This window comes from Pseudomonas sp. GW821-FHT10B02 (assembly GCF_059415665.1).
Genome location: NZ_JBWKNR010000025.1, coordinates 21,784 through 27,979, shown reverse-complemented (window position 1 = coordinate 27,979; position 6,196 = coordinate 21,784). Strand labels below are relative to the sequence as shown.

The 6,196-nt window shown below is 63.1% G+C and carries 3 protein-coding genes; all 3 read right to left on the bottom strand.

Annotated features, from left to right (window positions below; genetic code table 11):
- Nucleotides 1-288: 288 nt before the first annotated feature.
- The 3 genes from AC07OF_RS25155 to mexE are packed head-to-tail and all read right to left on the bottom strand — an operon-like array spanning nucleotide 289 to nucleotide 6,146.
- Nucleotides 289-1,716, bottom strand: a complete 1,428-nt coding sequence (locus AC07OF_RS25155) for an efflux transporter outer membrane subunit (protein WP_495073640.1) — start codon at nucleotides 1,714-1,716, stop codon at nucleotides 289-291.
- Nucleotides 1,713-4,892 carry an efflux RND transporter permease subunit gene (locus tag AC07OF_RS25150; RefSeq protein WP_495073639.1) on the bottom strand — a complete coding sequence of 1,060 codons (3,180 nt, stop codon included), beginning with the start codon at nucleotides 4,890-4,892 and terminating at the stop codon, nucleotides 1,713-1,715. Before AC07OF_RS25150 ends, AC07OF_RS25155 begins: the two co-directional genes overlap by 4 nt.
- Nucleotides 4,893-4,904: 12 nt before the next feature.
- A complete protein-coding gene (gene mexE / locus AC07OF_RS25145; RefSeq protein ID WP_495073638.1) occupies nucleotides 4,905-6,146 on the bottom strand; it encodes a multidrug efflux RND transporter periplasmic adaptor subunit MexE in 1,242 nt (413 codons plus the stop codon).
- Nucleotides 6,147-6,196 lie beyond the last annotated feature (50 nt).

Genomic DNA, 6,196 nt, shown 5'->3' with positions numbered 1-6,196 from the left:
AGTCGTAGGCCGCGATGCCCCTGGAAGGCACCGTAGCGAAGGGACCCGGAGCGCAGCGTAGGGCCGGATGCAGGAGCAGGCGGTTTTGCCTACTTTTTCCAAGAAAAAAGTAGGCCGCCGTAAGGGCGGAAGGGGCCGGCAGCCTCGCCACACCAAATGGATAAGCTCGCAGCCTCAACAACCCAACAACCCAACCCCAGAACTGCCAGAAAAACCACAAAAAAGCCCCGCGAGCGAGAGCAGGCGGGGCAAAGGGCCGGTCAGAAACCAACCAAAGGAGTCGTTGAATCAGTTCACAGTGGCAACACTCTCGGCCTGCCAACCACCGCCCAAGGCCTTGTAAATGGCGACGATGCCACGGTACAGGTCAACCTCACCCTGAGCCTGGGCGTCTTCAGCGCTCAGGCGTTCGCGTTCAGCGTCGAGCAGAATCAGGTAGTCGACAGTCCCTTCGCGATAGCGGATCGAAGCGAGGTCGGCGGCCTTGCGGCTGGCTTCACTCTGACGCAGCAGGGCAAGCAAACGTTGCTGACGCTTGCTGTAGTCACTGAAAGCATTTTCCGACTCTTCCAGCGCCAGCAAAACCTGCTGTTCGTAGTTGGCCAGAGCCCCTTCGGCATCGGCATTGGCACCGCGCAGGCGCGCCCGCACGCTACCGAGGTCGAACGCCGCCCAGGTGATGCTCGGGCCCAGTGCCCAGGCTTGCGCCGCCGATGAGCCCAGTTGTGAGCCGCGACCGGCGGTAAAGCCCAGGAAGCCGCTGAGGCTGACCCGTGGGAACAGGTCGGCCGTCGCCACGCCAATATTGGCCGTTGCCGCTGCCAATTGCCGTTCGGCACTGCGCACGTCCGGACGCCGCTTGAGCAGTTCACCTGGATCACCGACCGGAAGCGCCTTGGCAATGGCCGGCAGTTGCGCTGGCGAGAGGTCGACACTCAATGCATCCGGGCGCTGGCCGAGCAAGGTGGCGATGCGATTGCGTGCACGTACCTGTTCAGCCTGCAGCTGCGGTACGGTGGCCTCTACCTGCGCCAGCCGCGCATCGGCACGGACGACATCGAGGTCATTGCCGACCCCGGCATCGCGCAGGCTTTCGGTGATGCCGCGCGAGTCCTGCTGGGTCTTGAGGTTGGCCAGAGCGATCTTCTCGCGCAACTGCGCACCGCGCAGCTGGCCATAGGCATCGACCAGTTCGGCGATCAGGCTGACCTGCAGCTGTTGCAGGTCGGCCTGGGCCACGTCCTGCTGGGCCTCGCTGGCTTCCAGCTGGCGCTGGATGCGGCCGAACAGGTCCAGCTCCCAAGCCATGTCCAGGCCCAGGTCATAGCGCTCGCTGTTGACCCGATCGTCGGTCTGCCCCGGAATTTGCCCCTTGCCCAAGTCGCTGCTGACACGGCTGGTCACGGTCGGCAGGGCATCGTTGCTGACGTCGTCGCGAATCGCCCGTGCCGCCTTGAGCCGGGCGAAGGCCACGCGCAGTTCGCGGTTGCCTTGCAGCGACTGGCTGACCAGCTGGTTGAGTACCGGATCGTCGAACTGCTTCCACCAGATGCTTTCGAAACGGCTACGGTCGAACTCAGCTTTGGCCGCCGGGTCATTGGCGGCGCTCAGTTGCGCCGCTGCGGTGTCCGGGGCCTTGTAGTCCGGGCCCACCGCACAGGCGGCCAGGGCCAGGACCAGCAGGCTCGGCATAAAAAGTTTCAGACTGCTGTTCATGCTTGAGTCTCCAGCTTCAGCGCACGTTCCGCCTTGCGGGCCTGGCTGCGTTCGACATAACGGCGGATCAGGACAAAGAACACCGGCGTCAGCAGCAGGCCGAAGAAGGTCACCCCGATCATCCCGGAGAACACCGCCACACCCATGGCATGACGCATTTCCGCACCGGCACCGGAGGAGAACACCAGCGGCACCACACCCATGATGAAGGCGATCGAGGTCATCAGGATCGGCCGCAGACGCAGGCGGCAGGCTTCCAGTACCGCGGCCAGCGGGTCGAGCCCTTCAGCCTGTTTGTCCTTGGCGAACTCGACGATCAGGATCGCGTTCTTGCACGCCAGGCCCACCAGGACGATCAATCCGATCTGGGTGAAGATGTTGTTGTCGCCACCCGAGAGGATCACCCCGGTGATCGCCGAGAGCAGGGTCATCGGCACGATCAGGATCACCGCCAATGGCAGGCTCCAGCTTTCGTACTGGGCAGCCAGCACCAGGAAGGCCAGCAGTACGCAGAGCGGGAAGACGAACAGCGCGGTGTTGCCGGAAAGAATCTGCTGGAAGGTCAGATCGGTCCATTCGAAGGTCATGCCGTTGGGCAGTTCTTCCTTGAGCAGCTTCTCGATCGCTTGTTCGGCCTGACCGGAGCTGTAGCCAGGGGCTGCGGCACCGTTGATCTCAGCAGTGATGAAGCCGTTGTAGTGCATCACACGGTCAGGCCCGGAGGTGTCGCTGACCTTGATGAAGGTCGCCAGCGGGATCATCTCGCCCTGGTTGTTGCGCACCTTGAGCTGGCCGATCTGCTCGGCTTCGAGACGGAACTGCTGTTCTGCCTGGACGTTGACCTGATAGGTACGGCCAAAACGGTTGAAGTCGTTGGCGTACAGTGAGCCCAGGTAGATCTGCAGGGTATCGAAGATGTCGCTGATGGCCACGCCGTGGGTCTTGGCCTTTTCCCGGTCGATGGCGGCATCGACCTGCGGCACGTTGACCTGATAGCTGGTGAACAGCCCGGCCAGCTCCGGCACGTTATGGCTCTTGGCGATGATGTTCTGGGTTTCCTTGTACAGCGCCTCGTAACCCAGGTTGCCACGGTCCTCGATCTGCAGGCGGAAACCGCCGATGGTGCCCAGCCCCTGTACCGGTGGCGGCGGGAAGATCGCGATGTAGGCGTCTTCGATATCGGCGAACTGCGCGTTCAGTGCGGCGGCGATGGCGGCAGCCGACTGGCTCGGGTCCTTGCGCTCATCGAACGGCTTGAGCGGGGTAAAGACGATGCCGCTGTTCGGGCTGTTGGTGAAACCGTTGATCGACAGCCCCGGGAACGCCACGGAGTCGGCTACGCCCGGTTGCTTGAGGGCGATTTCACTCATCTTCTTGATCACCGCCTCGGTGCGGTCCAGGCTGGCCGCGTCCGGCAATTGCGCGAAGGCCACCAGGTACTGCTTGTCCTGCGCCGGCACAAAACCGGTCGGAGTCGCCGAGAAGCCCAGCCAGGTCATGACAATCAGGCCGCCATAGACGAACAGGGCAATGCCGCTGCTGCGGATGACCCGCCCGACGGCGCCGACGTAGCTGTGGCTGGCACGGTCGAAGAAACGGTTGAACGGGCTGAACAACCAGCCACCGAACAGGCGCTCGAGCACTTTCGAGAAACGGTCCTTTGGCGCGTGGTGCTCCTTGAGCAGTACCGCTGCCAGTGCAGGCGAGAGGGTCAGCGAGTTGAACGCCGAGATCACCGTGGAGATGGCAATGGTCAGGGCGAACTGCTTGTAGAACTGCCCGGTAAGGCCGGAGATGAATGCAGCAGGTACGAACACGGCGCACAGCACCAGGGCGGTGGCAATGATCGGGCCGGTCACTTCACCCATGGCTTTTTGTGTGGCTTCCAGCGGTTTCAGGCCCAGGCCGATGTTACGTTCGACGTTTTCCACCACGACGATGGCGTCGTCCACCACGATACCGATGGCCAGCACCAGGCCGAACAGCGATAGCGCATTGAGCGAGAAACCGAACAGGTGCATCACCGCGAAGGTACCGATCAAGGAAACCGGCACCGCCACCAGTGGAATGATCGAGGCACGCCAGGTCTGCAGGAACAGGATCACCACCAGGACCACCAGAATCAGGGCCTCGAACAGGGTATGCACCACGGCCTCGATGGAGCCGCGCACGAACACGGTCGGGTCGTAGACGATGCTGTAGTCCATGCCTTCGGGGAAGTCTTTCTTCAGCTCGGCCATTTTCGAGCGCACTTCATCGGAGATCTCGATGGCGTTGGAACCAGGGCGCTGGAAGATCGGGATGGCCACTGCCGGCTGATTGTTCAGCAGCGAGCGCAGGGCGTACTGGCTGGAACCCAGCTCGACCCGGGCGATGTCCTTGAGGCGGGTGATTTCACCATCGGCGCCGGAGCGAATGATGATGTTCTCGAACTCTTCCTCGCTGACCAGACGGCCCTGGGTGTTGACCGACAGCTGGAAGCTGGTGCTGCCCGGCGCGGGTGGCGCACCCAGCTGACCGGCGGCAACCTGACGGTTCTGCTCGCGAATGGCGGCAACCACATCACTGGCGGTGAGATTGCGCGAAGCAGTCTTGTTCGGGTCCAGCCACACCCGCAGGGAGTAGTCACCCATGCCGAACAGCTGCACATCGCCGACACCGCCCAGGCGCGCCAGCTCATCCTTGATGTTGAGGATGGCGTAGTTGGACAGGTAGAGCATGTCGTAGCGGTTATCCGGCGAGGTCAGGTGCACGACCATGGTCAGGTCGGGCGAAGCCTTGTCGACGGTGATACCGATGCGTGTCACTTCCTCGGGCAGCTTGGGCTGGGTCCGGGTCACCCGGTTCTGCACCTGCACCTGGGCGTTGTCCAGGTCGGTACCGAGGGCGAAGGTGATGGTCAGGGTCAGCTTGCCGTCGGCGGTGGACTGCGAGGACATGTAGAGCATGTTCTCGACGCCGGTAATCGCCTGCTCCAGAGGGGCGGCAACGGTTTCGCCGATCACTTTCGGGTTGGCCCCGGGGAAGTTGGCGCGTACCACCACGGTGGGCGGCACGACTTCAGGGTATTCACTGATCGGCAGCTGGAACAGCGAGATGCTGCCGGCAATCAGGATCAGCAGCGATAGCACGGCGGCGAAAATCGGCCGGGTGATAAAGAACTTGGAAAAATTCATCGGACCGGTTCCTTAACCGCGCGGTGCCGAGGCACTGGCGAGCTTGACGGTGGCAGTGGCGGCAGCCTTGCCCTGGGTGCTGGCTTCCAGCGCTTGGCGTTGCTGGGCGAGGGCAGCAATGGTCGCGTCGCTGGCCATCGGCGTGTCCTGCGGGTCGACCGGCGAGCCGGGACGCACTCGCTGCAGGCCCTTGACCACAATGCGGTCCTCCTTGCTCAGGCCACTGCGCACGATGCGCAGGCCTTCAAGTTTCGGGCCCAGTTCCACGGCGCGATAAGCGGCCTTGTTGTCCTTGTCCATGACCAGCACGAACTTCTTGCCAAGGTCGGTGCCCACCGCTTCGTCATTGATCAGCACCGCTGAATAGGTGGCGCTGCCGACCAGCTTCAGGCGCGCATACAGGCCCGGGGTGAATTGCCCGTCGCTGTTGTCGAACACGGCCCGGCCACGGATGGTGCCGGTCTTGGGGTTGACCTGGTTGTCGACGAAGTTCATCTGGCCCAGGTGCGGGTTGCCGGTTTCGTTGGACAGGCCCAGGTATACCGGGGTGCTCTGGCCACGCTGACCGTTGCGGGCCAGTTGCGTGTATTTGAGGTACACGCGCTCGTCGGCGTCGAAGTAGGCATAGACCTTGTCGGTGGAGACCACGCTGGTCAGCGGGGTGACATCGGCGCTGACGATGTTGCCGGCGGTGAACTGGGCGCGGCTGACGCGGCCACTGATCGGTGCGGTGACCCGGGTGAAGCTCAGGTTCAGGCGCGCCAGGTCCAGTTGCGCCTGGATCGCGGCGACACCGGCACGGGCTTCGGCAGCAGCACTGCTGCGCGACTCGGCCAGTTCCGCGGAGATGGCATTGCTGCTGCGCAGGCGCTCGCCACGGCGGGCCTCGTTTTCACTGCGGATGGCGGTGGCGCGGGCTTGCTGCAACTGGGCTTCGAGACGGCGCACTTCGGCCTGGAACGGCCGCGGGTCGATCTGGAACAACAGGTCGCCCTGCTTGACCTGAGCGCCTTCGGTGAAGGCCACCTGATCGATCTGGCCGGAAACACGCGGTCGGACTTCTACCGTCTCAGGCGCTTCGAGGCGGCCGGTGAACTCGTCCCATTCATTGATCGGTTGCTCCAGCACCTTGGCGACGCTGACCTTGGCCGCTGCGGGGGCCTGTACGGCCTCCGGGGTACGACCGCAGGCACTCATCACCAGTACTGCCAATAGAGCCAGGGGGTAACGCAAAGGTTTGAGTGACTGTTCCATGGAGAATCCGCCAATGTATTGAGAATGGGCGGATTCTGCGATTTGTAACT